Annotated in this window: 17 protein-coding genes; 9 read left to right on the plus strand and 8 right to left on the minus strand. The window is 74.5% G+C overall.

What is annotated here, in order from left to right:
- Positions 1–19: 19 nt before the first annotated feature.
- Positions 20–547, minus strand: a complete 528-nt coding sequence (locus tag ACZ6K0_RS26645; RefSeq protein ID WP_376396989.1) for a gamma carbonic anhydrase family protein — start codon at positions 545–547, stop codon at positions 20–22.
- A gap of 131 nt (positions 548–678) precedes the next feature.
- Between ACZ6K0_RS26645 and ACZ6K0_RS26650 the strand changes: the two genes are divergently transcribed.
- Positions 679–1,434 (plus strand): acyltransferase, encoded by a 756-nt coding sequence (locus ACZ6K0_RS26650; protein ID WP_376396986.1) that lies wholly within the window; start codon positions 679–681, stop codon positions 1,432–1,434.
- Between the two features lie 31 nt (positions 1,435–1,465).
- Here the strand turns inward: ACZ6K0_RS26650 and ACZ6K0_RS26655 are convergent, their stop codons facing one another.
- Positions 1,466–2,329 (minus strand): EamA family transporter, encoded by an 864-nt coding sequence (locus ACZ6K0_RS26655; protein ID WP_469232551.1) that lies wholly within the window; start codon positions 2,327–2,329, stop codon positions 1,466–1,468.
- Between the two features lie 111 nt (positions 2,330–2,440).
- Between ACZ6K0_RS26655 and ACZ6K0_RS26660 the strand changes: the two genes are divergently transcribed.
- Both ACZ6K0_RS26660 and ACZ6K0_RS26665 read left to right on the plus strand, forming a co-directional pair.
- Complete coding sequence (locus tag ACZ6K0_RS26660) at positions 2,441–3,013, plus strand: helix-turn-helix domain-containing protein (RefSeq protein WP_469232549.1); 573 nt, start codon at positions 2,441–2,443, stop codon at positions 3,011–3,013.
- A 44-nt stretch (positions 3,014–3,057) separates the two neighbouring features.
- Positions 3,058–3,621: a YbaK/EbsC family protein gene (locus ACZ6K0_RS26665; protein ID WP_376396979.1), complete on the plus strand. Its 564-nt coding sequence runs from the start codon at positions 3,058–3,060 to the stop codon at positions 3,619–3,621.
- 63 nt (positions 3,622–3,684) lie between these two features.
- Here the strand turns inward: ACZ6K0_RS26665 and ACZ6K0_RS26670 are convergent, their stop codons facing one another.
- Positions 3,685–4,092, minus strand: coding sequence for a CoA-binding protein (locus ACZ6K0_RS26670; RefSeq protein ID WP_469232547.1), 408 nt, complete (start codon positions 4,090–4,092; stop codon positions 3,685–3,687).
- Between the two features lie 204 nt (positions 4,093–4,296).
- On the opposite strand from ACZ6K0_RS26670, the gene ACZ6K0_RS26675 reads away from it, so the two are divergent.
- Positions 4,297–4,638, plus strand: a complete 342-nt coding sequence (locus ACZ6K0_RS26675; RefSeq protein ID WP_376396974.1) for a CU044_2847 family protein — start codon at positions 4,297–4,299, stop codon at positions 4,636–4,638.
- A gap of 17 nt (positions 4,639–4,655) precedes the next feature.
- Positions 4,656–6,779, plus strand: coding sequence for a serine protease (locus ACZ6K0_RS26680; protein ID WP_469232545.1), 2,124 nt, complete (start codon positions 4,656–4,658; stop codon positions 6,777–6,779).
- 2,252 nt (positions 6,780–9,031) lie between these two features.
- Here the strand turns inward: ACZ6K0_RS26680 and ACZ6K0_RS26685 are convergent.
- Positions 9,032–10,528 (minus strand): carboxylesterase/lipase family protein, encoded by a 1,497-nt coding sequence (locus ACZ6K0_RS26685; protein WP_469232543.1) that lies wholly within the window; start codon positions 10,526–10,528, stop codon positions 9,032–9,034.
- A gap of 68 nt (positions 10,529–10,596) precedes the next feature.
- Positions 10,597–12,084, minus strand: a complete 1,488-nt coding sequence (locus tag ACZ6K0_RS26690; protein WP_469232541.1) for a long-chain-fatty-acid--CoA ligase — start codon at positions 12,082–12,084, stop codon at positions 10,597–10,599.
- A gap of 187 nt (positions 12,085–12,271) precedes the next feature.
- Between ACZ6K0_RS26690 and ACZ6K0_RS26695 the strand changes: the two genes are divergently transcribed.
- From ACZ6K0_RS26695 to ACZ6K0_RS26710, 4 genes are all read left to right on the plus strand, one after another.
- Positions 12,272–13,615 carry a PucR family transcriptional regulator gene (locus tag ACZ6K0_RS26695; RefSeq protein ID WP_469232539.1) on the plus strand — a complete coding sequence of 448 codons (1,344 nt, stop codon included), beginning with the start codon at positions 12,272–12,274 and terminating at the stop codon, positions 13,613–13,615.
- Positions 13,616–13,624: 9 nt separating this feature from the next.
- Positions 13,625–14,251: a YigZ family protein gene (locus ACZ6K0_RS26700; RefSeq protein WP_469232537.1), complete on the plus strand. Its 627-nt coding sequence runs from the start codon at positions 13,625–13,627 to the stop codon at positions 14,249–14,251.
- 331 nt (positions 14,252–14,582) lie between these two features.
- The gene (locus ACZ6K0_RS26705) at positions 14,583–15,752 is read left to right on the plus strand and encodes an exonuclease SbcCD subunit D (protein ID WP_376396957.1); all 1,170 of its coding nucleotides are present in this window, start codon (positions 14,583–14,585) and stop codon (positions 15,750–15,752) included.
- On the plus strand, positions 15,749–18,805 hold the full coding sequence (locus tag ACZ6K0_RS26710) for an AAA family ATPase (protein WP_469232535.1): 3,057 nt from the start codon (positions 15,749–15,751) through the stop codon (positions 18,803–18,805). The genes ACZ6K0_RS26705 and ACZ6K0_RS26710 overlap by 4 nt, the downstream gene beginning before the upstream one ends.
- On the opposite strand, the gene ACZ6K0_RS26715 is transcribed toward ACZ6K0_RS26710, so the two are convergent.
- From ACZ6K0_RS26715 to ACZ6K0_RS26725, 3 genes are all read right to left on the minus strand, one after another.
- The gene (locus ACZ6K0_RS26715; RefSeq protein WP_469232533.1) at positions 18,795–19,244 is read right to left on the minus strand and encodes an Lrp/AsnC family transcriptional regulator; all 450 of its coding nucleotides are present in this window, start codon (positions 19,242–19,244) and stop codon (positions 18,795–18,797) included. The genes ACZ6K0_RS26710 and ACZ6K0_RS26715 overlap by 11 nt on opposite strands.
- A 120-nt stretch (positions 19,245–19,364) precedes the next feature.
- Positions 19,365–21,068 (minus strand): DUF885 domain-containing protein, encoded by a 1,704-nt coding sequence (locus ACZ6K0_RS26720; RefSeq protein ID WP_469232531.1) that lies wholly within the window; start codon positions 21,066–21,068, stop codon positions 19,365–19,367.
- Positions 21,069–21,116: 48 nt separating this feature from the next.
- Complete coding sequence (locus tag ACZ6K0_RS26725; RefSeq protein ID WP_469232529.1) at positions 21,117–21,614, minus strand: Lrp/AsnC family transcriptional regulator; 498 nt, start codon at positions 21,612–21,614, stop codon at positions 21,117–21,119.
- Positions 21,615–21,655 lie beyond the last annotated feature (41 nt).

Below are 21,655 nucleotides of genomic sequence, written 5' to 3' on the forward strand. Positions count from 1 at the left end.
CGCTCAGGTCCTTCGTGGCTCAGTCCTCGAAGGCCTCCGCGTGGCCCTTGGCAAGGAGCAGGTACATCTCGGCGTTCAGCTTGATGCCCGCCTTCTCCTCCTCCGTCAGCGGGCGCCGCACCTTCGCCGGGACACCCGCGACCAGCGAGCCCGGCGGGATCTCCATGCCCTGAGGGACGAGCGCCTGGGCGGCGACGAGGGAGCCCGCGCCGATCCGCGCCCCGTTGAGGACCGTCGCGCCCATCCCGACGAGGACGTCGTCCTCGATCACGCAGCCGTGCACGGTGGCGTTGTGGCCGACGGTCACCCGGGCCCCGATCGAGACGGGGAAGCCGGGGTCGACGTGGACCGTGCTGTTGTCCTGGATGTTGGAGTCCTCACCGATCGCGATGGGACCGCAGTCCGCCCGCAGCACGGTGTGGTACCAGATGCTCGCGCGGGCGCCGAGCGTCACCTCGCCCAGCACCACGGAGGTCGGGGCCGTGAACGCGGTCGGGTCGATCTGCGGCTCCTTGCCGCCCACACCCTTGATCAACGCCTCTGTCATGGTTCGCTCCTGATCGTCAGCCGTCGTGTCACGCCCGGGGTCGCCCCCGGCCGCACCCTATGCCGTGCTCATGACGGACATCACAGCGCACCGCACTGATCAGGTACGACGCCGCCGACTACCGTGGCCGGGTGCCCAGGAACAGAAACACGTTCTCTTCCCTCGCCGCCTGGCGGCGCAGGGTCGTCGCCGGCGCCGTGCAGGGCTGCTGGCGCTGGGCGCAGCAGGCCGGTTCCGTCACCGCCGAGCACCCGGGCAGGCTGCGCTTCCGCCGCCTCGGCGCCGGGACCCGGCTCGCCTTCCCGCAGGGCACGGTCTTCGGCGAGCGGTGGATCGAGATCGGCGAGTGCTGCATCATCGCCGAGCAGGTCACGCTGACGGCGGGGATGCTGCCGGGCCTCGACCTCGGCACGGAGACGGTCCTGACCCTCGGGGACGGGGTGGTCCTCGGCCGCGGCAGCCATGTCATCGCCGACACGACGGTGACCATCGGCTCGGACACCTACTGCGGCCCGTACGTCTACATCACCTCGACCAATCACAGCTACGACGACCCGGACGAGCCCATCGGCCGCCAGTGGCCCCGCTCGGAGCCGGTCTCCATCGGCTCCGGCTGCTGGCTCGGTACGGGAGCGGTCGTCCTGCCCGGCGCGCGCATCGGCCGGAACGTGGTCGTCGCCGCGGGCGCGGTCGTCCGCGGCGAGGTGCCCGACCACTCGGTGGTCGCCGGCGCCCCGGCCAGGGTCGTCCGCAGCTGGGACCCGGAGAAGGGCTGGCAGCCCCCGCTGCGCACCCCGGCCCCGGTCCCGCTCCCGGCCGACGTGACCGCGGAACAGCTCGCGGCGCTCGCGGCCTGGGAGGTCGAGCAGGCGGGCACGTCCTCGTAGCGGTGTGCCGCCGGTCGTGCTTCCCGGTCCGTCAGGCCGCTGCCAAGAGGACCGTGCCGCCGAGGGCGAGGGCCGCGCCCGCCGCCTGGACCGGGCGGAGGCGTTCCTTGAGGAACGCGAACGCCGCCAGGGCCGTGACGACCGGGTAGAGACTGGCGAGGACCGCCGCGACCACGACCGGTCCCTGCTGGGCGGCGATCGCGTACGTACCGTTGGCCGCGACGTCCGCGAGGCCGACGAAGGCGAGGGCCGGGAGCGCCGCGCGGATGACGGCGGGGCCGCCCTCGGGGAGGGCCCGGCCGCCGCGGCGCACGGAGACGTAGAGGGCGCCGCCGCCCACCAGGACGTTGGTGACCCGCTGTACGAGGAGGGCGAGGAACAGGCCCGTGACGGTGGTGGAGGACTCCGCGATGAGGGCCATCACCGAGCCGAAGCCGAAGGCCGCGAACAGGGTGAGCAGGACGGCCTGGCGCTGGACGGGGGCGCCGCGCAGCTCGGGGCCGCCCGCGAGGGTCACCCCGACGATCGCCACGGCGACGCCGGCGAGCTGGAGGAGCCCGGGTCGGTCGCCCAGGAACAGGCCGACCGAGACGGGGACGACGACGCCGAGCGAACCGAGCGGCGAGACCACGCCCATGGGGCCGAGGGCGAGCGCCTTGTAGAAGGCGAGCATGGCCGCCGGGCCGACGACGCCGGCCCCGACCGCGTACCAGAGCTGGGGGCCCGCCTCGGTCCAGGCTCCGGTCGCGAGGACGAGGGTGCCGAGGACGAGGACCGCGAGGATCTGGGAGACCACGACGACCGTGAGGGCCGGGATCCGGCGGGTGAGCAGCCCGCCGCCGAAGTCGGCGAGGCCCCACAGCAGGGCGGTGGCCAGGGCGAACAGGGCGGTCATGGATCCTCGCAGTCGCGTGCGGCGGCACGCAGTACAGTGCAGTGAACAGTCGGGTACAGCCCACCGTAGTTCAATGCATTGAACTCTGTCATCCAAAATATTGGACGGAATGTGTCGGACCTCGATCAGCTCACGCAGTCGCTCGCCCGGAACCTGAAGCGCTGGCGCAAGGAGCGGGGTTTCACCCTGGACGCGCTCGCCGCCCGGGCCGGGGTCAGCCGGGGCATGATCATCCAGATCGAACAGGCCAGGACCAACCCCAGCGTCGGCACCACCGTGAAGCTGGCGGACGCCCTCGGCGTCTCCATCACGACCCTCCTCGACTACGAGCAGGGCCCCCAGGTCCGACTGGTCCCGCCCGACCAGGCCGTCCGCATGTGGTCCACCTCTACTGGCAGCCACACCACCCTCCTCGTCGGCACCGAGGCCCGCGGCCCGCTGGAACTCTGGTCCTGGACCCTCATGCCGGGCGAGGGCAGCGCCTCCGACCCGCACCCCGAGGGCACGACCGAGCTCCTGCACGTCACCACCGGAGTCCTCACGCTCGTCGTCGACGACGCGGAGCACACCCTGCCGGCCGGTACGTCCGCGGTCTTCGAGGCGAGCGTCTCGCACACCTACCGCAACGACGGCGACGAGCCGGTCGAGATGACGATGGCCGTCTCCATCCCGCCCGCACGCTGAGACGGGCGTCCACGACCCGGGCGCCCGTTGTTAGCGTGCGGTGCATGCGCGCACCCATCGGAGACTTCGACAACGCCCGCCCCGCCCCCGACTGCCTCGACGAGCTGACCGGGCCCGTCGCCGCCGCACTCCGCGCCTGGCAGGGCCCCGTACCGGCCGACCGGCTCCTGTACGTGGACACCGACCCGGCCGTCGCCGACACCGCCGTCTTCGTGGAGCACTACGGGCCCACGCTGCTCGACGAGTCCGCCAACTGCGTGGTCGTCGCGGGCAAGCGGGGCGAGACGACGACCCTGGCCGCCTGTGTCGTGAAGTCGGCGACCCGGGTCGACGTCAACGGCGTCGTACGCAAGCACCTCGGCGCCCGCAAGGCCTCGTTCGCGCCCATGGACACCGCGATCGGCGAGACCGGCATGGAGTACGGCGGGATCACCCCCGTCGGGCTCCCGGCCGACTGGCCGCTCCTCGTGGACGCCGCCGTCGTGGACACCGAGTGGGTCCTCGTCGGCAGCGGCCGGAGGCGCGGCAAGCTCATCGTCCCGGGGAAGGCCTTCGCTCAACTCCCCGGCGCGGTCGTCCTGGAGGGCCTCGGCGTCCCGGTCGCCTGAGGCGGGTCCCGTGGCGCGGGGTCCCGGAGAAGCTGGGGGTCCCGCCCCCGGGCTCCCGCCCCGTCAGCCGAGGCGCGGGATCTCGATGGCGGGGCAGCGGTCCATGACCATCTCCAGCCCCGCCTCACGGGTACGGGCGAACGCGGCCTCGTCGATCACGTCCAGCTGGAACCAGACCGCCTTGGCGCCGATCGCGACGGCCTCGTCGGCGACCTGGCCCGCCAGCTCGCTGTTCACGAACACGTCCACGACGTCGACCGGGAAGGGGATGGCCTCCAGGGACGGGTAGCCCTGCTCGCCGTGGACCGTCTCGGCCTTCGGGTGCACGGGGACGATCCGCTTGCCGAAGCGCTGCAGGACCGCCGCGACTCCGTAGGCCGCCCGCCGCTCGTTCGACGACAGACCGACGACCGCCCAGGTCTCGCCGCTCTGGGTGAGGATCTGGCGGATTGTCTCTGGGGTGCCGTACACGCTCTGCCTCCTGAGGACCGTGACTCGACGGCGCCGGTCCGGCGCCGTCGGACAGTCCAACAGACGCGGCGGCGAGGGGATTCCCGCAATGCCAACTGGGCTGTCCCGGACAGCAGTTGGCTCCCCGTGGCCTTGACTGCGCCGCTCCCTCTGATGTCAGCTCGTGTCGTTCGAGTGGCCGACGGGAACAGGAGTGCGCACACGATGGCCGAGGTGACGGTGCAGGTCCCGACGGGGCGGCCCGGCGACGAGCCGGTTCTGGTACGGATCAGGGAGACCGAGGACGCGGTCACCCGGGTCGGACGCGGTACGCGCGCCGCCGTCCAGGCGACGCGCACGCTCGACCAGATGCTGGACGCCGTACGGCCCGTGGCGGAGAGCTTCGTGTCCCGGTTCACGCAGATGGACAACCCTCCGGACGAGATCGGCCTGGAGTTCGGCATCTCGCTCACCGCCGGTGCCGATGTCGTCATCGCGACGACGGGGACCGAGGCGAACTTCACCGTCACCCTGAACTGGTCGGACATCGCGCGCCGGGCCGGCTGAGAGGGAGCGGACGAGTCATGACCGAGCGGCCGCCCCACTCCCACGGCGAGATCGCCGACGAGATCGCCGAGGAGATGCTCTCCGCCGCCACGGTGCGGATCGCCGGCCCGTCCGGCGTCGCCGGTGTCGGCGTACTGATCGCCCCGCGCCTCGTCCTCACCTGCGCCCACGTCGTCACCGACGCGGCCGGCCTGCCGCGCGGACACACCGAGCGGCCACCCGCCACGCTGGACGTCCGGCTCCTCCAGGCCGGCGGGGGAGCGGCGACCGTCACGGCGCGGATCCGGGACTGGGTCCCCGAGCACCCGGACGGCCGCGGGGACCTCGCCGTGCTCCGGCTCGCCGGCGCCCTGCCCGGCGCGCGGCCGGTCACCATGGCCGATCCGCCGTCGACCATGGCGCACCCGGCCGTCGTCCTCGGGCTGCCCGACAACGTGGCGGAGGGCGGCTGGCACAACGCCACGCTCCACGGACGCACCGGCGTCGGCTGGCTGCAGATGTCCCCGGACGGCCCCTCGGACCCGATCCGCCCAGGCTTCAGCGGCGCGGCCGTGTGGGACAAGGTGACAGGGGCCGTCGTCGGCGTCGTCACGGCGACCGCCTCCCAGGCGCGCGGCCAGAGCTTCTGCATCCCGACGCGCACCATCACCGCCCAGATCCCCGCGCTCTCCGGGCTCCTCGCCCCACGGTCCCCGTTCCCCGGACTGCACGCGTTCACCGAGCACGACACCCGGGACTTCTTCGGCCGGGACGCCGATGTCGCGGCCGTCCTCGGGCTCCTGGAGACCGACGGGCCGACGGGCTGCGTCACCCTGACCGGGCCCTCGGGATCCGGCAAGTCCTCCCTCCTCATGGCCGGTGTCCTGCCCCGCCTCAGGGAGCAGGGCGTCGAGGTCGTCCTGGTGCGCGCCGTCTCCGGCCGGCCGATCACACCGGAGGTGGCCGGCGGACAGCGGCGCGTCGTCGTCGCCGTCGACCAGGCCGAAGCCCTCCTCGCCCTCCCGGAAGCCGAGCTGCGCGCCACCGTCGACCGGCTCCTGGAGGCCGCGGCGCGCCCCGGCACCCGGGTGCTCACGGTGGTCCGCTCCGACTTCCAGGACGCGATGCTCAGCCATCCGGACCTGGGCCGCCTCGTCGGCGGCGCGCCCGCCCACCAACTGGGGCCGATGACCGCTCAGCAGCTCACCGACGCCGTCGTACGGCCGCTCGACGGGATACCCGGCGTCCGGTACGGCGCCGGTCTCGCCGCGCGGATCGTCGAGGACACCGTGGGGCGTCCCGGGGCGCTGCCACTGCTCGGCTTCCTGCTGGAGACGCTGTGGGAGCAGCGCCGGGACGGCCGCCTCCGGTTCGACGTCTACGAACGGCTCGGAGGCGTCGGCCGCGCCCTCGGCGAGCGGGCGGACGCGGCCTGGAACGCCGCACAGGGCGATGCGCCCTCGCCGGCCGCGACGAGCCTGCTGCGCGCCCTGGTGAGCATCCCGCCGGGAACACGGACGCCGCTGCGAGCGCGGCTGCTCCGGAGCGACGCGGGCGAGGAACGGTGGGCCGTGGCCCGCGAACTGGCCGATTCCCGCATCCTCGTGCTCGGCGCGGACGAGGAGGGGCACGAGACGGTGGAGCTCGCGCACGAGGCGCTCATCGAACACTGGCACCCCCTCGCCGAGCTGCTCGCCGAGGACCGGGCCTTCCTGGAGTGGCTGGGCACGCTGCGGTACGACGGGCAGCGCTGGCGCGAGGACGGCAGGCCCGACGGCCTCCTCCTCGAGGATCCCGCCCTCGCCCTGGCCGAAGAGCGCCTCGCGGCGCGCGGGGAGGAACTCACGGCGGACGACCGCGCGTTCATCCGGTGCGGTGCGGTGCGGAACTGCGCGACCGCAGAAGCCGGGAGGCCGCGCGGAGCGCCACCCGGGCACGGCGGGTGCGGCAGCTCACCGCGCTCGTCGCCGTCGTCTCCACCCTGGGACTCCTCGTGGGCGCGGTCCTCTACCGGGGCATGGAGGCGGAGCAGCGACGGCTCACCTCCGACCGGCTGGCCCAGCAGGCGGCCGCGCTGGACAGCGTGTCCCTCGCCGCCTCGTCGCTGTTCGCCGTCGCCGCCTTCGAGACCGAGGACCGGCAGACGGCCCGATCGACGCTGATCGCCCAACACCTCCGGATGAAGGACGTCGAGCACGTCGTCATGGAGGGCCTGTCCGACGTCGAGGACCTCTCCTTCACCGGCTCCGGTGAGCAGCTGTACTCCCTGCTGGACAACGGCGACGTCATTCCGCTCGACCTGCGCGAGGCGGACGTCGCACGGCCCGTGCCGCGGGCGCGGACCCGTACCGGCGACAACGCGCGGTTCGTCGTCTCGCCGGACGGCCGTGTCATGGCACGGTCGAGCGGGTGGGGCGTCGTCTCCCTGGGGGTCCACGCCTCGGAGGAGGCGGCCTTCGACCCCAAGGCCAAGGCCCGGTACGTCTCGCTGCGCGGGACCGAGGCCGTGAAGCGGAACCCGCGCCCCGCAAGCGACCTCCGCTTCGACGGTGCAGGGGACCGGGTCCTCGCGGCGATCCGCCGGGAGGGCGTGCTGGTGTGGCGTACCGGCGACGGAGGCCGCGTCGGCCGGACGCTCACCCCGCCGAAGGACTGGGACGCGGTCGAGGCGTGGTTCGGGGCGGACAGCACGGTGGTGGGCCGGATCGTGCCCGCCGGAGCGAGCCGGGACGACACGCGGGGCCGCCTGCTGACCTGGAACCTCGCGACGGGGGAACCGCATCGCCCCTGGGGCGACCTGACGACCGCCTCCGCGACCGTGAGCGGTGACGGCAGGACCCTGGTGACCTGCACCGCGCAGGGCGCTCTCGAAGTGTGGCGACTCGGCAGCCGGCCGCGGCGCACGCAGTCGTACGCCACCACGGCGGTGCAGCTCTGTCCGCTCCGGGTGCCCCGCCTCGACGCCACGGGCCGCTACCTCGTCAACCCGGTGGGCCGGATGGGCGGCGACCTCGGCCGGATGCGCTTCCTCGTCGTCGACCTGGAGAAGGGGTGGCCGGGGACGTTCGACGTGCCGTCCCCCGCACCCGAGGACGCCGGCATCACCGGCCGGAACGGCCTTCCGGCGGTCGCCCTCACCGGCCCGCCGGACGACCTGCGGGCCGCTGTGTCGGCCGGCGGCAGCATCGTCACCGTACGCGTACGCCCCCCGGACTCCTTCGACACCCATGTCCTGCTCGGCGGCTTCCGCACCGCCGACGGGGAACACGAGCGCCTCGCGGTCGTCTCCGCCCGGAGCGACGTGCTGGAGCTGTGGGACCTGAAGACCCGCCGGCTGATGGGCCTGGCCCGGTCACCGAAGCCGCTGGCCCGCTTCTACGCCTCCTTCAGCCCCGGCGGCACCCGCGTCCTGACCGTCACGGAGGACCAGCGGAGCGTGCTCGTCTGGCGCCTCACCGACGGTGGTCCGGGGTCCGGCACCACGCACACCCTGGCCGTGGAGCACGAGCTGACCCTGCCGTCCCCGCCCGATCTCACCGCCCAGGGACCCGACCCGCTGACCGGCCTCACCCCGGCCTGGATCACCACCTCCTTCGCCGACGACGAGCACGCCGTGATCTCGGGCCTGTCCTACATGTCCCGCTGGAACCTCGGCACGGGCAGGCAGGACGGCCGGCCGTACCAGCCCTCGGAACAGGAGAAGGGAGCCCTCGCCAACGCGGCGGCGGGCACCTGGGGCGTCGCCCTGCCCGGCACGCGCAAGGCGGTCGTGCGGACCGTCGGCGAGGTCGGCGCATGGGACTTCGACACCGGCGAGTACACCCGGTGGATCGCCCGGGAGGAGCACGGCGAATCCGCCCGCGGGCTACTCGTCTCCCCGGACGGGAGGCGTCTCGCCGTGCAGTACGCGAACGGATCCGTCCGCCTCTGGAACATCGAGCGCAGGAAGTGGGACGGTGTCCTCACCGACGACGGCGTCCACGCGCTGGGCCGCTTCCTCGACGCACGGGGCGACACGCTGCACACCACGACCCGGGCCGGCGAGCAAGTGGTCTGGGACACCCGGAAGAAGGACGTGCGGTACCGCTACTGGGTGCGCTATGACACCACGCTGTCGCCGAACGCCGGCGGCGACCGGATCACCGCGGTCGAGGGCTCCCGTGCCTACACGGTCCCTCTCGACGCCGACGAGTCGATCGAGCGGCTCTGCGCACTCGCCCAGCGCGGACCGACGAACGCCGAGAAGGACCGGGCCGGCGACAGCGACGAGTTCGCCGACGCGTGCCGGAACGGGTCGTGACACCGCGGGAATGAACGGGGCGTGACGCCGCGCGAGTACACGGGCCGTGACGTCGCGCGAGTGAACGAGGTGTGATGTCGCGGGAGTGCACGGGGCGTGACGCGCCTGGGAGTCTCAGGCCTCCCAGGCGCGCCGCTCCGCCTCGCGCGGCGCCTCGACCAGGGACGGCAGGTCCGGCCCGAAGGCCATCACCGGCCGCGCCGGGTCCCACCGCCGCCAGCCCGGCTCGCCCGTCGCGGCGAAGGCCACCCAGGCGGCGTGCATCGCCGTCGCCAGCTCCTGGGGAGCCTCCGGGCCGGTCAGCGCGCGGGTCTCCGGCAGGTCGAGCGTGTCGAAGACGAAGCCCAGTTCGAGGGCGTGGCAGGCGCCGAGATCGAGGACGGGCGAGCGCCAGCCGAACTCGTACAGATACGTTCCTGCGGGTGCGTCCGAGCGCAGCCGGGCGTCCGCGAGCGTGTTCAGCGGGATCCGCAGCAGCTTGTCCGTGGCGAGCGCCCCCAGGACCTCGCCCGGCTTCTCCGACGGTCGGCCCGCGCGGTACACCTTTGCCGTCCGGGACGGCACCTTCGCCTTCCGGAGCAGCAGCCGCTGCACCCACGGCCCCACCCGGTCGGTGACTCCACTGGGCACGAACCACAGCCGGTACTCCTCCGTGGTCGTGCCCATCAGCAGGTCCACCTCCGCCGAGGCGCCGTCCGCGAGCGCCTCCGCCGGATCGCGCGGCAGGACTTCGCCGTCCACGACGATCTGGAAGGAGTGCCCGCCGCTCAGCGGCGAGCCCTTGCCCGTCACCTCGGTCTGCGCCGCGAGCAGCCGATCCCGGTCCACCCGCGCGAACGCCTCCGCCGTCGCCGGCACCTTGAGCCGCGCGGCCACCGCCTCCGTGGTGCGGCGGGCCGTGGCGAGCGGCTGGGCGATCGGCGCGCCGCTCTGCACCACGGCCCGCCGGAACAGGCCCTTCGCGAGCGGCGAGGCCAGCAGGGCGGCGATCGAGATCGCGCCGGCCGACTCGCCGAAGACGGTGACAAGGTCCGGGTCCCCGCCGAAGGCCGCGATGTTCTCCCGCACCCAGGCCAGCGCGGCGATCTGGTCGCGCAGGCCCAGATTGGCGGGCGCGTCGGGGAAGACGCCGAAGCCCTCGACGCCGAGCCGGTAGTTGACCGAGACGAGGACCACCCCGTCCCGGGCGAAGGCGGTGCCGTCGTAGACGGGGACCGCCGAGGAGCCGTGGATCAGCGACCCGCCGTGGATCCAGACCATGACAGCGCGCCCGCCGTCGGCGGTGTCGCCGTCGCCTGCGGCCGGCCAGGGAGCCCAGACGTTGAGGTTGAGGCAGTCGTCGCCCGCCACCTCGGGGTCGGGGAGCAGCGCGTCGAGCGGCGGGGCGTAGGGACGCTTGGGTGCCGTCGGCCCGAAGGCGGTGGCCTCCCGTACCCCCTCCCAGGCCTCCACCGGCTCCGGCGCGCGGAACCGCAGCGCCCCGACGGGGGCCTGCGCGTAAGCGACCCCGAGGAAGGACGCCACGCCGTCCTTCAGGGCGCCGCGCAGAACGCCGTTCCTCGTGCGGGCCCCGGGACCGTCCTGGGCGCGTTCCGCGACGTACTCCGACACTCGATTCACCTTTCCTCGGTCGACGGTGACGCACCGTCCAGATCATGCGGCCAGGGCAGGGCCCGCGGTCAACCCCCCGACACCAGCGCGCGCTTGAGGACCTTGCCCGTCGGGCCGAGCGGCAGCGCGTCGACGAAACGCACGATCCGGGGGTACTTGTGGCGGCCGAGGCGCTCCCGCGACCACTCCACGAGCTCGTCCTCGGAGAGCGGGGCGGCGCCCTCCCGGCGTACGACCACGGCGCACACCTCCTCGCCCTTCGCCTCGTCGGGGACGCCGATCACCGCGACCTCCGAGACCGAGGGATGGCGCACGAGCACCTCCTCGACCTCCCGCGGGTAGATGTTGAAGCCGCCCCGGATGACCAGGTCCTTCTTCCGGTCCACGATCCGCAGGAAGCGGTCCTCGTCCAGGACGCCCAGATCGCCCGTGCGGAACCAGCCGTCCACGACCGCCGCCGCCGTCGCCTCCGCGTCGTCGAGGTACCCCGCGAAGACGTTGTGCCCGCGCACCACGACCTCGCCGACCTCGCCGTCCGCGAGCAGCAGGACCTCCCGTTCCACGGCCGCGTCCGCGATCCCCACCTCCACGCCCCACACCGGGTGCCCGACCGTCCCCGGCCGGCGGCCGAGATGCGGCTGGTTGAAGGTGGCGATCGGCGAGGTCTCCGTCAGGCCGTACCCCTCCAGGACCTGCGTACGGAAGGTCTCCTCGAAGCGCTCCAGGACGGCGACCGGCAGGGCGGCACCGCCCGAGACGGCGGCGCGCAGGGCCGTCGGGCGCCGGCCGGAGACCGCCGCGGCCTCCACCAGCGCGTGGTACATCGTCGGCACCCCCATGAAGACCGTCACGCCCTCGTCGGCGAGCACGTCCAGGGCGGCCGGGCCGCTGAACCGGGGCATGAGCACGAGCGTCGCGCCCCCGCGCAGCGTCCCGTTCATCGCGCAGGTCTGGCCGTAGCTGTGGAAGAGCGGCAGACAGCCGAGGACGACCTCGCCCTCGCCGAGCCCGAGGAGGTCCTGCGCGGCCACCGAGGCGTTCATGACGATGTTGAGGTGGGTCAGCAGGGCCCCCTTGGGGCGGCCCGTCGTCCCGCTCGTGTAGAGGATCACGGCGACGTCCGCGGGGTCGGCCGGCTCGCTCGCCTCCAGCGGCTCGGCCGCCGAGGGCGCTCCCTGGAACGCCCGCACCCCGGCCGCGCGTGCGGCCTCGTCGGCCACCGCCCACAGCGGCCCGCCGCTGACGATCCCCACCGCGCCGCTGTGCTCCAGGACGTACCGCACCTCGTCGGCGACGAGCAGCGCGTGCACCGGCACGACGGTCACGCCCGCCGCGAGCGCGCCGTAGTACACGCGGAGGAACTCGGTGGTGTTCGGCAGCAGCACGGCCAGCCGGTCGCCCGGCTTCAGACCCGCCTCCCGCAGCCCGGCGCCACAGCGCAGCGCCTCCGTCCACAGCTCGCGGTACGTGACCCGGGCCGCGCCCTCGACGACCGCGATCCGGTCGGGGAAGTGACGGGCCGACTCGCCGAGGACACCGGCGACGCTCAGTGACATGACACGCTCCAGAGGCGCGGAGTTAACAGCGCTGTAAACGATCGGGTGACACGGCACAGAATCCGCCGCCGCACCGCCCGGATGCCATGTGCAGGTGCCCATCATGTGGCGTACGGAGGTGGGCAGTGGCCCCGCTGCCGCGCGCGACCCGTGGCATTCGCCAAATCCCGGGGCTACGGTGCGAGCCATGACGCACAGCCCGGCCGCCCCCCGCCCCGGCGGCGCCCACACGCCCCTGGGATCCGACGCCGGCTCCGGGGCGCTCCGGCGCGCCCTCTCCACGGCGATCCTCGCCGGCGTCGACCGGCTCACCGACCGGGCCGTCGACGACATCCGCGCCCACTCCGGTACGTACGCGTCCGACGCCCCCGTCACCCGCGACGACCTCTGGGAGATCTGCCGCGACAACCTCCTGCGCGCCCTGGAGGACTTCGGCGGCCTCGCCCCGACCGGCGGCGACTTCGAGCGGGCGGCCCGCGCGACCGGCCGCCGCCGCGCCGAGCAGGGCGTCCCCCTCGACACCGTCCTCCAGGCCTACCGGCGCGGCGGCCGGGTCCTCTGGCAGGTCATGGCCGAGCACCTGAGGGCCCGGGCCGGCCGGGAGGCCGACAGCAGGGACGTCGAGCTGGACATGGCGAGCGGCGTCTGGGAGACCATCGACCGCTACTCCGTCGCGATGGCCGACGAGTACCGGCTCGCCCAGCTGGAGCTCCAGAGCCGCCAGGACACCCGGCGCGTCGCCCTCTTCGAGGCGCTGCTCGACGGCCGCGCCGACGACCCCGCGGTCGCCTCGGCCGCGGCCGCCGCGCTCGGCGTCCCCGCGTACGACCGGTACGTCGTCGTGGTCGCCGCCCAGGACCCGGCCGCCCCGCCCCACCCGGCGCCCGTCCTGGAGGCCCGGGGGATGTGGTCGTTCTGGCGGCCCCGCTCCGGCCGCTACGCCGGGATCGTCCGGCTGCCCCGCCGCGACACCCCGCCCGGCCGCCCCGCCGCCGGCCCCCGGGGCGCCGCCGACCCGGCCGCGCGCGCCCTCCTCGACGTCCTGCGGGACCTCACCGGCGCGACCGCCGGGATCTCCCCGGAGTTCGAGCGGCTCTCCCACGCGGGCCGCGCCCTGCGGCTCGCCGAGCAGACCCTCCGTACCCTCCCGGCGGCCAGCGGGGAGGCCGCCGCCTTCGACGACCGGCTCGCGCAGGTGCTCCTCAGCGGGCGCGCCGACATCGCCGAGCGGATCGTCACCGTCCACCTCGGGCCCGTCCTCGCCACCGGCGGTGAGCGGGCCGCGCTCCTGACCACCCTCCGGGTCTGGCTGGACCACGGCTGCTCGGCCGCCCGGGCCGCCGAACTGCTCTACTGCCACCGCAACACCGTCCTCAACCGCATCGGCCGCATCGCCGAGCTCACCGGCCGCTCCAGCGAGTCCGGCGAGGCCCGCCTCGGCTGGGCCCTCGCGCTGCGCGCGCTGCCGTACGCGGGCCTCGCGGACGCCCCCGAACCGGCCGCCGGGGAGTACGAGGCGGACGGAACGTAGGCTGGCGGAATGCAGGAGCAGTACCGCACGCTGGCCCACGAGGGTGTGCACGAGACCGAGATCAACCGCTCGCGCTTCCTCTGCGCGCTCGCCCCCGTCGCCGACGAGCGTGAGGCGCAGGAGTTCGTCGCGCGCATCCGCAAGGAGCACCCCACCGCCACGCACAACTGCTTCGCGTACGTCCTCGGCGCCGACGCCTCCGTCCAGAAGGCGAGCGACGACGGCGAGCCGGGCGGCACGGCGGGCGTCCCGATGCTCCAGATGCTCCTGCGCCGTGAGATGCGTTACGTCGCCGCCGTCGTCACCCGCTACTACGGCGGCGTGAAGCTCGGCGCCGGCGGACTCATCCGCGCGTACGGCGGGGCCGTCGGCGAGGCGCTGGACGAGCTCGGCACCGTGACCCGGCAGCGCTTCCGGCTCGCCACCGTCACCGTCGACCACCAGCGGGCCGGGAAGCTGGAGAACGACCTGCGGGCGACCGGGCGCGCCGTCCGGGACGTGCGGTACGCCGAGGCCGTCACGATCGAGATCGGCCTCCCGGACGCGGACGTTCCCGCCTTCCAGGCCTGGCTCGCCGACACCACGGCGGGCACGGCCTCCCTCGCACTCGGCGGCGAGGCGTACGGGGAAGCCTGAGCGGCACCGGGCTTCTGAGCGGCACCAAGCATCTGAGCGGCACCGGGCTTCTGAGCGGCACCGAGCATCTGAGCGGCACCGAGCTTCTGAGCGGCACCGGGCTTCTGAGCGGCACCGAGCATCTGAGCGGCACCGGGCCTCTGAGCGGCACCGAGCATCTGAGCGGCACCGAGCATCTGAGCGCCCTCCCCCCAGCCCACCGATCCACCCCGGAGCCCCCGGCCGGAATCCCGTACGGCCTCACCCACACCCCCGGCCGGGATAGCGTGGAGGGCGCACACGACGGGAAGCGGCGGCGAGGAGCGGCACACATGCGGGGTGGGACGGCATCGTGAGGCTCCTGCACACCTCGGACTGGCACCTGGGCCGGTCCTTCCACCGCGTCGGGCTCCTCGAAGCCCAGGCCGCGTTCCTCGACCACCTCGTGGCGACGGTCCACGCCCACCGGGTGGACGCCGTCCTCGTCTCCGGGGACGTCTACGACCGGGCCGTGCCGCCCCTCCCCGCCGTCGAGCTCTTCGACACGGCGCTCCACCGCCTCGCCGAGGCCGGGGTGCCGACCGTCATGATCTCCGGCAACCACGACTCGGCCCGCCGCCTCGGCGTCGGCGCGGGGCTCATCGAGCGCGCGGGCATCCACCTCCGGACCGACCCGGCCGGCATCGGCACCCCCGTCGTCCTCGCCGACGCCCACGGCGACGTCGCCCTCTACGGCCTGCCGTACCTCGAACCCGCCCTCGTGCGCGAACAGCTCGGCGCCGCGAAGGGCGGCCACGAGGCCGTCCTCGCCGCCGCCATGGACCGGGTCCGCGCCGACCTCGCGGCCCGGCCCGCCGGCACCCGCTCCGTGGTCCTCGCCCACGCCTTCGTGGCGGGCGGCGCCCCCAGCGACAGCGAGCGGGACATCACCGTCGGCGGCGTCGCGGCCGTCCCCACCGGCGTCTTCGACGGCGTCGACTACGTCGCCCTCGGCCATCTCCACGGCAGCCAGACCCTCACCCCGCGGGTGCGCTACTCCGGTTCCCCCCTCGCCTACTCCTTCTCCGAGGCCGACCACCGCAAGACGATGTGGCTCGTCGACCTGGGAGCGGACGGCGCGGTCCGCACCGCCGAGCGCCTCGACTGCCCCGTCCCGCGCCCCCTCGCCCGGATCCGGGGACGCCTCGACGACCTCCTCGCCGACCCCGCGCTCGCGCCCCACGAGCAGTCCTGGGTCGAGGCCACCCTCACCGACCCCGTACGCCCCGCCGACCCCATGGCCCGGCTCGCCGACCGCTTCCCGCACACCCTGAACCTCGTCTTCGACCCCGAGCGGACCGACGGCGACGCCGGCGCCTCCTACGCCCAGCGGCTCCGGGACCGCAGCGACCAGCAGATCGCGGAGGACTTCGTGGCCCACGTACGCGGCGGCGCGGGGCTCGACGGCCGGGAGCGGACGGTGCTGTACGGGGCCTTCGACGACGTACGTGTCGACGCGGCCGAGCGCGAGGTGGGCCGGTGAGGCTGCACCGCCTGGAGATCACCGCGTTCGGGCCCTTCGGGACTCCGCAGACGGTCGACTTCGACACCCTCTCCTCCGCCGGGCTCTTCCTCCTCCACGGGCCCACCGGCGCCGGGAAGACCTCCGTCCTCGACGCCGTCTGCTTCGCCCTGTACGGCAGCGTGCCTGGTGTCCGCCAGAGCCCCGGCACCTCCCTGCGCAGCGACCACGCCCCCGTCGGCACGTACACCGAGGTCCTCCTCGAACTGACCGTGGGGGAGCGGCGCCTGGAGATCACCCGGCGCCCCGCCCAGCAGCGGCCCAAGAAGCGCGGCGGCGGCTTCACCACCGAGAAGGCCCAGACCTGGCTGCGCGAGTACGACCCCGCCACCGGCGAATGGGCCGGGCTCAGCCGCTCCCACCAGGAGATCGGCGAGGAGATCACCCAGCTCGTCGGCATGAGCCGCGAGCAGTTCTGCCAGGTCGTCCTCCTTCCGCAGGGCGACTTCGCGAAGTTCCTGCGTGCCGACGCCGAGGCCCGGGGCAAGCTCCTCGGCCGTCTCTTCGACACCCGCCGCTTCGCCGCCGTCGAGGAACGCCTCGCCGACCTCCGGCGCGCCGCCGAGCAGCAGGTACGCGACGGGGACGAGCGGCTCCTCACCCTCGCCCACCGCATGACGCAGGCCGCCGGCGGCCTCGACGCCGCCCGCGCCCCCGTCGAGGGACGCCCCGGCGACCCCGGCCTCGCCGAGTCCGTCCTGACCTGGGCCGCCGTCGCCCGCACCGAGGCCCGCGAGGCCCTCGACATCGCCGGCGTACGGTTCGCCGCGGCCGAGCACGGCCAGGCCGCCGCGCGCGCCGCCCTCGACGCCGAGAAGGAGCTCGCCGACCGCCAGGCCCGGCACGCCGACGCCCTGCGGCGCCGCGAGCAGCTCACCGCCCGCGCCCCCGAGCGCGACCGCCATCAGGCCGCCCTCGACCGGTCCCTCAAGGCCGAGCGCGTCGCGCCCGCGCTCGGGCTGCGCGGCGACGCCGAGCGCGAGCACGCCACCGCGCGGGCGGCCCGCGAGCGCTCCCGCGCCCACCTTCCCCCCGACCTCGCCGACCAGGGCGCCGAGCACCTCTCCGCCCTCGAACACCGGCTGCGCGGGGAGCTCGGCGGGCTCGACGCGGCCCGCCGCGCCGAGCGCCGCGCCGCCGCGCTCGCCGAGGAGCGCGCCGCGCTCGCGCGTGACGCCCGGGCCGACGAGGGCGCCCTCCAGGACGCGGCCGGCTGGCTCGCCGACTGGGAATCCCGCAGGACCGCCCTCACCGAACGCGTCGAGGCCGCGACGGACGCGGCGGCCCGCGCCGAGCACCTCGCCGGCCGCCTGGAGCCCGCCCGCCGCCGCCTCGCCGCGGCCCGCCGCCGCGACGCCCTGGAGCGGGACACCGCGGCCGCCGAGGCGCGGCTCACGGACGCCCGCGAGCGCCGGAACACCGCCCACGAGGCCTGGCTCGACGTCAAGTCCCGCCGTCTGCGGGGCATCGCCGCCGAACTCGCCGCCACCCTCGCCGACGGCGACGCCTGCCAGGTCTGCGGCTCCACGGCCCACCCGGACCCGGCCCGCACCACCGACGACCACGTCGACCGGGCCACGGAGGACGCCGCCTACGCGGCCTACACCCGCGCCGACGAGTCCCGTACCGCCGTCGAACGCGAGCTGGCCGTCACCCGGGAGGCCTGGTCCACGGCCCGCGCGGAGGTCCTGCCGACAGCGCACGACGCCGGTCCCGAGGCCGCGACCGCCGCGCACCCCACCGTCGACGAACTCGCTCGGGAAGTCGAGGAGTTGACCCGGCTGCACGGAGAGGCGCACGCGCTCGCCGGGCAGACGCACCACGCCCGTGAGGCGCTCGCACGGGCCGAGCGGGAGTACGAGGAGCGGGTCGGCGCGCAGCGCGAGGCCGAGCGGCGGGTCGCCGCGCGCACCTCGCGCCGCGAGGCGCTGGACGGGGAGCAGGCGACCCTCGACGAGGAACTCGTGCGCGGACGCGGTGCGTTCGGCAGCGTGGCCGAGCACGCCACCCGCCTGGAGCGGAAGATCGCCGTCCTGGTCGAGGCCGTCCAGGCCGTACGCTCCGCCGAACTGGCCGCCCAGCGCCTCAAGGAGGCCGACGACCGGCTCGCCGACGCCGCCTACCGCGCGGGCTTCGCCACCCCGGCCGAGGCCCGCGACGCCATCGTCGGCGAGGCCGAACGCCGCGCCCTCCAGCAGCGCGTGGACGCCTGGCAGGCCGAGGCGGCGGCCGTCGCGGACCGGCTCGCCGAGCCCGGCACCGCCGCTGCCGCCGCGCTCCCGCCCGCCGACCCGGCCGCCGCGGGAGCCGCCCACACGGCCGCGGACCGCGCACTCCGGCAGGCCGCGTCCGACCTGGCGGCGGCCCGCGAACGGGCGACCGGCCTCACCGGCCTCTCCCGGCAGGCCGCCACCGAGGTCCACCGGCTCGGCCCGCTCCGCGAGGAGTACGACCGGGTGGCCCGGCTCGCCGCCCTCACCGCCGGCACCTCCGCGGAGAACGAGCGCCGGATGCGCCTGGAGTCGTACGTCCTGGCCGCCCGCCTCGAACAGGTCGCCGCCGCCGCGACCGCCCGCCTCCAGCGCATGTCCTCCGGCCGCTACACCCTCGTCCACTCCGACGCGCGCTCCGGCGGCAAGCGGGCCGGCCTCGGGCTGCACGTGGTCGACGCCTGGACGGGCAACGAACGCGACACCGCCACGCTCTCCGGCGGCGAGACCTTCTTCGCCTCCCTCGCGCTCGCCCTCGGCCTCGCCGACGTCGTCACGGACGAGGCGGGCGGCGTCCGGCTCGACACCCTCTTCATCGACGAGGGCTTCGGCAGCCTCGACGAGCAGACGCTCGACGAGGTCCTCGACGTCCTCGACTCGCTGCGCGAACGCGACCGCAGCGTCGGCATCGTCAGCCACGTCGGCGACCTGCGCCGCCGCATCCCCGCCCAGCTGGAGGTCGTCAAGGCGCGGCACGGCTCCGCGGTGCGGCTGCGCACCGGCGGGGACGCGCTCAGCGGCTGATGGAGCGCCGGGGCAGAGGCGAGGAGTAGACGACGCTCGTCGTCACCGAGCCGAGCGTGGCGATCTTCCCGGAGATCTCCTCCAGGTGCCGCATGGACCGGGCCGCGACCTTGAGGACGAAGCAGTCGTCGCCCGTCACGTGGTGGGCCTCCAGGACCTCCGGCGTGGAGGCGATGAGGTCGTGGAACGGCTTGTAGTTGCCGTGCGGGTAGCGCAACCGTACGAAGGCGAGGATGGGCAGCCCGAGCCGGTCCCGGTCGACGATCGCCGTGTATCCGGCGATCACCCCGGCGTCCTCCAGACGCCGCACCCGCTCGGTCACGGCGGACGGCGACATCGACACGGCGCGCGCCAGCTCGGCGAAGCTCGCCCGGCCCTCGGACTGGAGGGCTTCGAGAATGCGCCAGTCGGTGGCGTCCGGAGTGTATGCGGTGGTCATGGAGGAGAAATAGCAGGGGAATCCCCGGCTGATCAACCGAACGGCCGGGGATTCTCACGCGGTGGTACGGGGCCCGGTGTCGACACGGCCCGCCCTCCCTGGAGACGCGGCAGCGCGCGCCTAGAGCCGCGACAGCGCGTCGACCAGGTCGTCGAGGCCCAGCGGGCCCTGCGAGAGGGCCGCCATGTGCCAGGCCTTCGCGTCGAACGCGTCGCCGTGCGCGGCCCGCGCGTTGGCCCGCCCCAGCAGCCAGGCCCGCTCGCCCAGCTTGTAGCCGATCGCCTGGCCCGGCATCGAGAGGTAGCGGGTCATCTCGCTCTCCACGAAGGCCGGCGGGCGGCTGCTGTGCAGCTGGAAGAACTCCTGCGCGAGCTCCGGGGTCCACCGCTCGCCCGGCCGGAAGGGCGAGTCCGCCGGGATCTCCAGGCCCAGGTGCATGCCGATGTCCACGATCACCCGGCACGCGCGCATCATCTGGCCGTCGAGGTAGCCGAGGCGCCGCTCCGCGTCGGGCAGGAAGCCCAGCTCGTCCATCAGGCGCTCCGCGTACAGCGCCCAGCCCTCCATGTTGGCGCTCACCTTGCCGATGGTCGCCTGGTAGCGGGAGAGCCGGTCGGCGACGTGTACCCACTGCGCGATCTGGAGGTGATGGCCCGGAACGCCCTCGTGGTACCAGGTCGACACCATGTCGTACACGGGGAAGCGGGTCGTGCCGTCCACCGGAAGCCAGGTGCGGCCGGGGCGCGTGAAGTCCTCGGACGGGCCGGTGTAGTACGGCGCGGCGGCGCCGCCGGGCGGGGCGATCCGGGACTCCACCCGCCGTACGCGGTCGGCGAGTTCGAAGTGGGTGCCGTCGAGCGCCTCGATGGCCTCGTCCATCAGCCCCTGGAGCCAGACCCGCACCTCCTCCACGCCCTCGACGTGCGTGCCGTGCTCGTCGAGGTGGGCGAGCGCCTCCCAGGGGCCCGCGCCGGGCAGGATCCGCTCGGCCTCGGCCCGCATCTCGCCGAGGAGCCGGTGGTACTCGGACCAGCCGTACGCGTAGGCCTGGTCGAGGTCCAGGTCGGTGCCGTTGAAGTAGCGGGTCCAGCGCTGGTAGCGCTCACGGCCCACGGTGTTCGGCGCGTCCGCGACGGTCGGCGCGTACACGTCCCGCATCCAGTCCCGCAGCGCCGCCACCGCCCCCGTGGCGCCACGGGACGCCGCCGCGAGCTCGGCCCTGAGCTCCTCGGGCAGCGCGTCGGGACAGGCCGCCGCGAACTCCTCGAACCAGCCCGGCCCTCCGCCCTCCCCGCCCGCCCACTCGGTGAGCTGGCCGACGAAGGTGGCGGTGGGGCGCGGCCCGGCGTACAGCTTGCGCTCCAGGCCGAGCGCGAGCGCGGAGCGGTAGCCCTCCAGCGCGGCGGGGACGGCCCGCAGCCGGGTGGCGACCGCCGACCAGTCCTCCGCGGTCTCCGTCGGCATCATCGTGAAGACGATGCGCACGCTGTGGGCGGGCGACCGCATGTTGCTGACCGTGCAGAGGCCCTCGTCGGCCTCGTGCACGGCGAGTTCGGCCGTCAGGCGCTCCCGCAGCAGCCGCGCGCACCGCTGCTCCGCGTCGCCCTCGGCGCCCGGGACGCGCTCCGCCGCGTCGAGGGCGACGAGCGTGCGTCGCGCGAGATCGGCCACGGCCTTCTGCCCGGCGGGCGAGAAGTCGGGCAGATGACCGGCGCTCTCCTTGACTCCCAGGTACGTACCGGTGATCGGGTCGAGGGCGATGAGTGCGTCGACGTGGGCGTCGGCGACCTGGCGGGGCAGCAGGCTGCTGGAAGTCTCTGGCATGGGGGCCATCCTGGCGTCTCCCGGTGGCCCCGTCACCCTCGTTCGATCTCAGTCGGCCGACAAGGAAGGGCCCGTCCCGGGCGGCAGGAGCGGGCCGCACTCCCACTGCTGGAAGATCAGCCGGGTCTCGACCCGGGCCACCTCGCGGCGCGAGGTGAACTCGTCGAGCACGAGTCGTTGCAGGTCGGCGGGGTCCGCCACGGCCACGTGCACCAAGTAGTCGTCGGGGCCCGTCAGATGGAAGAGCGCCCGGGACTCGGGGAGGGCCCGGATCCGGTCGACGAACGGACCGATCAGTTCCCGCCGGTGGGGCCGGACCTGCACAAGGAGAAGCGCTTCCAGCCCACGACCGAGTTTGGCCGGATCCAGTCGTAGCTGGTGACCGAGGATCACGCCCGTGCGGCGCAGCCGGGCCACTCGGTCCAGGCAGGTCGACGGCGCCACACCCACCTCTGCGGCGAGTTCGCGATAGGTGGTCCGGGCGTCGTTCTGCAGGAGGCGAAGAATGTGCAGATCGACCGCGTCCAGTACGACAGATTCGGCCATCGGTCGAACGTAGCACGGCTTCTTCCCGCTACCTTCCGGTA

The sequence above is a fragment of the Streptomyces sp. NPDC042346 genome (assembly GCF_055581845.1).

Bases quoted from the DNA above. Each gene is read 5' to 3' on its own strand.
- ACZ6K0_RS26680 (WP_469232545.1), top strand. From the start codon at position 4,656: ATGACCGAGCGGCCGCCCCACTCCCACGGCGAGATCGCCGACGAGATC.
- ACZ6K0_RS26675 (WP_376396974.1), top strand. From the start codon at position 4,297: ATGGCCGAGGTGACGGTGCAGGTCCCGACGGGGCGGCCCGGCGACGAG.
- ACZ6K0_RS26715 (WP_469232533.1), bottom strand. From the start codon at position 19,244: ATGACCACCGCATACACTCCGGACGCCACCGACTGGCGCATTCTCGAA.
- ACZ6K0_RS26695 (WP_469232539.1), top strand. From the start codon at position 12,272: ATGACGCACAGCCCGGCCGCCCCCCGCCCCGGCGGCGCCCACACGCCC.
- ACZ6K0_RS26655 (WP_469232551.1), bottom strand. From the start codon at position 2,329: ATGACCGCCCTGTTCGCCCTGGCCACCGCCCTGCTGTGGGGCCTCGCC.
- ACZ6K0_RS26725 (WP_469232529.1), bottom strand. From the start codon at position 21,614: ATGGCCGAATCTGTCGTACTGGACGCGGTCGATCTGCACATTCTTCGC.
- ACZ6K0_RS26720 (WP_469232531.1), bottom strand. From the start codon at position 21,068: ATGCCAGAGACTTCCAGCAGCCTGCTGCCCCGCCAGGTCGCCGACGCC.
- ACZ6K0_RS26700 (WP_469232537.1), top strand. From the start codon at position 13,625: ATGCAGGAGCAGTACCGCACGCTGGCCCACGAGGGTGTGCACGAGACC.
- ACZ6K0_RS26690 (WP_469232541.1), bottom strand. From the start codon at position 12,084: ATGTCACTGAGCGTCGCCGGTGTCCTCGGCGAGTCGGCCCGTCACTTC.
- ACZ6K0_RS26665 (WP_376396979.1), top strand. From the start codon at position 3,058: ATGCGCGCACCCATCGGAGACTTCGACAACGCCCGCCCCGCCCCCGAC.
- ACZ6K0_RS26645 (WP_376396989.1), bottom strand. From the start codon at position 547: ATGACAGAGGCGTTGATCAAGGGTGTGGGCGGCAAGGAGCCGCAGATC.